The 2,645-nt window shown below is 66.4% G+C and carries 4 protein-coding genes and 1 pseudogene; 3 read left to right on the plus strand and 2 right to left on the minus strand.

Going from position 1 to position 2,645, the window contains the following annotated elements:
- The first annotated feature begins 453 nt into the window (after positions 1–453).
- The 3 genes from H537_RS0118865 (at position 454) to H537_RS49500 (ending at position 1,899) form a co-directional block, all read left to right on the plus strand.
- Positions 454–834, plus strand: coding sequence for a surface-adhesin E family protein (locus H537_RS0118865; RefSeq protein WP_043459254.1), 381 nt, complete (start codon positions 454–456; stop codon positions 832–834).
- 161 nt (positions 835–995) lie between these two features.
- Positions 996–1,553: a hypothetical protein gene (locus tag H537_RS0118870; RefSeq protein WP_028999070.1), complete on the plus strand. Its 558-nt coding sequence runs from the start codon at positions 996–998 to the stop codon at positions 1,551–1,553.
- Positions 1,554–1,665: 112 nt separating this feature from the next.
- On the plus strand, positions 1,666–1,899 hold the full coding sequence (locus tag H537_RS49500; RefSeq protein WP_156901849.1) for a hypothetical protein: 234 nt from the start codon (positions 1,666–1,668) through the stop codon (positions 1,897–1,899).
- On the opposite strand, the gene H537_RS55820 is transcribed toward H537_RS49500, so the two are convergent.
- Both H537_RS55820 and H537_RS55825 read right to left on the minus strand, forming a co-directional pair.
- Positions 1,891–2,334 carry a serine hydrolase gene (locus H537_RS55820; protein ID WP_084150815.1) on the minus strand — a complete coding sequence of 148 codons (444 nt, stop codon included), beginning with the start codon at positions 2,332–2,334 and terminating at the stop codon, positions 1,891–1,893. The two genes, H537_RS49500 and H537_RS55820, sit on opposite strands and share 9 nt — an antisense overlap.
- Positions 2,334–2,645, minus strand: a pseudogene (locus H537_RS55825) (IS701 family transposase); the annotation flags it as partial. The gene H537_RS55820 and the pseudogene H537_RS55825, both read right to left, overlap by 1 nt.

The raw sequence follows: 2,645 nt of genomic DNA on the forward strand, positions 1-2,645 counted from the left end.
GCGGGGTGGGAGCAGGGGCGGCTCAAGCGCAGCGGCATGCCTTGCCGTGAAATGCCGTTGCCCTCCGAGGTGGACGAGCCGCCTGCTGACTCCTGACAGCCTTCCTGCTGCGCCGGATTGCCGCCCAGCAGGGCCGGTGGCTCCTGAGCCAGGGCCTAGCGGGCGTCCGAGGCGGCCGGCTTTCAACGCAAGCGAACCGCGCACAGGTCGTGTCCCACTACGTTCGCGAGCCCGCCCCCGCACGCTCAGCGCTTCTGCGTTCCCGACGGTGATGGCGTCGCGGGCGCGCAGTCCCGCATTGCCATTGCATGCGCTTGCCGCAAACAGTCCAGCGTCCCATGTACGCAGCCGGCAAAGTGCTGGCCATGGCGTCGCGCCGACACCTGTTTTCCCGGTGTTCCGTCTCCCGCGGACTTCCCGGAAAAATCAATCGGCACAGCGCAGGAGGGCACGATGAAGGCAGCATGGATGCTGGTGGCCACGATCACGGCCACGGCGCCGACCTGGGGCGCCTGGACGGCACTCGGGAAAGACGACGCCAAGGCAGTCTGGTACGTCGATCCGGAATCGGTCCGCGCCGAAGGTGGGGTGCGACAGATCTGGGCGATGAAGGACATGGGGCAGCCCGTGACCGACTTCGATCGGTCCATGCAGTTCCTCTACGAGGTCGATTGCACGGGGCGGCGGCACCGCCTGGTGCAGTACCAGGCCTACAAGGGCCGCATGGGCGGCGGCCACCCCACGCGGGGCGGAATGGTCTTCGGAGACTGGATGACTTCAGGGCCGGGCACGGTGGGCGGCGGCATCACCAAGGCGGTGTGCAACCACAGCTGAAAGGCCGGGACGCTGCCGCACAGGTCATTGCCGCTGGCGCCGCGCCGCGGCCAGCAACGAGTACCGGCTCATGATGCACCACGAGCTGGCGAAAGCCATCAAGGCGCTTAAGCTGTTTCCCTGAGCCTGAATACTTTTCCAACGAACCGAGGAGAGCACTGATGGCGATCAACCTAAAGAAGGAAGTCCAGCAGTTCGGCCCGTACCAATTGGTCATCCGGGAGAAGGACGGTAAGGTCCACGTGGTCGTGTGGAAGGGAAGCGAGCGGTTGTGCCACGTCGAGTCAGACGATCGCGAGCAGGGCGTGGACGAGGTGTTGCTGCAAATGGGCATGCGGAATCTTGAGCGTGCGCGGGCCCGCGGCACGGTCACCCCCGGAGCCGACGAGCTGCGCCGTGCATTCGAGCTGCTGTGGAGTGAGCTCAACGACGGGCAGCGGGCGATGCTGGGCGCTCTGCACCGCGCACCGGGACGGGAGCTCGGGACCTTGGATCTTGCTGCTGCGGCCGGCTACAGAGGCCACGGGGGCGTGAACATCTGGCTCGGTTTCGCAGGGCTGATGTTCGGAGAGCTGGTCGCGCGTGCGGACCTACAAACAGACAAGAAGGGCCAAGCGGTGCCGACGTCCTGGTTCTGCACCTGGGACACCGACAGGCGCACGTGGACGATGCGGTCAGATGTTGCCGCGGGGATGGCTGCTGCGGGCTGCCTGACGTGACGACGCTGGGAGCAAATCTGGGAGCGCTGCAACGTCAGTTGCAACGGTTGGCGAGCAGCGGTGCCAGGAGTTCAAGGTTCCGTCCCCTGCGGTACCATCTCTAGCGCCTGCCGTGCCCGACGAAGACGACGAAGCGTGGCTGGCAGTGTCAGGCATGTACGGCGGCTTCTCCTACTGGGCGGCAGAGGGGCGCGGGCAGCCGACGATCACGGTGGAACGTTGGAGCCGTGTCGTCGAAGGCAGCGGGCAGCGGCATCTCGTCACCGCCTCTGGCTTCGTCCTGGTCGAAGACGAGATCTACCGACGCGGGCAGCGCCGGCCGCCTGGGTGCCTATCATTAATGTGAAGCAGTCACTTGGGGAATTCCGCTTCTGGCCAGCTGGCAGCGGCCGCTGAACGACTGGTCTGTAGCAACTACGGCTTCGCGGCCCAGTGGCCAGATCACGGCCACGTCGTTGGCGGTGCCGAAGTCGCCGATGCCTGTCTTGTCGGCAATGTGCCAGGCCGCAGGCAGCCCGGCCCGCGGCCGCGCATCACCGGTCCGGTTGGCCGTCAGCCAGCGCTCGAGCTGGTCGCGCGAGGCGAGTGTGAGGAGCTTGCCCAGCACCAGGGTGCGCAGGTTGTGGCTCATGGCGGCCGAGGTTGTGGTGTCGCGTGCTTCGTTGGGCCGGGCCCCGTTGAGCGCCGTCTCCCAGCGGTCAAGCCGCGTCGTGCCATCCCTCTTGCAGGCCGTTGAAGTACCTCGCCCAGGTGGTCGCATCCTGAGCTCGACTTTGGCCATCACGCGGCATAGCAAGCCACCTCGTGCAGGCGGCGGAATACGCTGCGCGGCACTTTGATCATGTCGCGTTCGCGCCGGGACGTTGCTAAACCGATGGTCCGCCACCAGTGTGCTCGGACTGCTGCGAGCGCGTCGCTGAAGGTCGGGATGGTCTTGGTGTACCAGGCGGCCTGGCGAGTGGGCAAGCTGCCATTGCGCGCCAGCGTATTGGCCAGCAGCGTCACCAGCGAGAACAGGCCCAGCAAGACCGGCGTGGTGCGTGCAATGGCCAGCGCACTCCACTGTCGTTGCGTCTCCAACCCGAGGTGCCG

The sequence above is a fragment of the Azohydromonas australica DSM 1124 genome (genome assembly GCF_000430725.1).
GTDB lineage: Bacteria > Pseudomonadota > Gammaproteobacteria > Burkholderiales > Burkholderiaceae_C > Azohydromonas > Azohydromonas australica.

Excerpts from the sequence above, each read along its gene's own strand:
- H537_RS0118865 (WP_043459254.1), top strand. The coding sequence starts at position 454 with ATGAAGGCAGCATGGATGCTGGTGGCCACGATCACGGCCACGGCGCCG.
- H537_RS0118870 (WP_028999070.1), top strand. The coding sequence starts at position 996 with ATGGCGATCAACCTAAAGAAGGAAGTCCAGCAGTTCGGCCCGTACCAA.
- H537_RS55820 (WP_084150815.1), bottom strand. The coding sequence starts at position 2,334 with ATGGCCAAAGTCGAGCTCAGGATGCGACCACCTGGGCGAGGTACTTCA.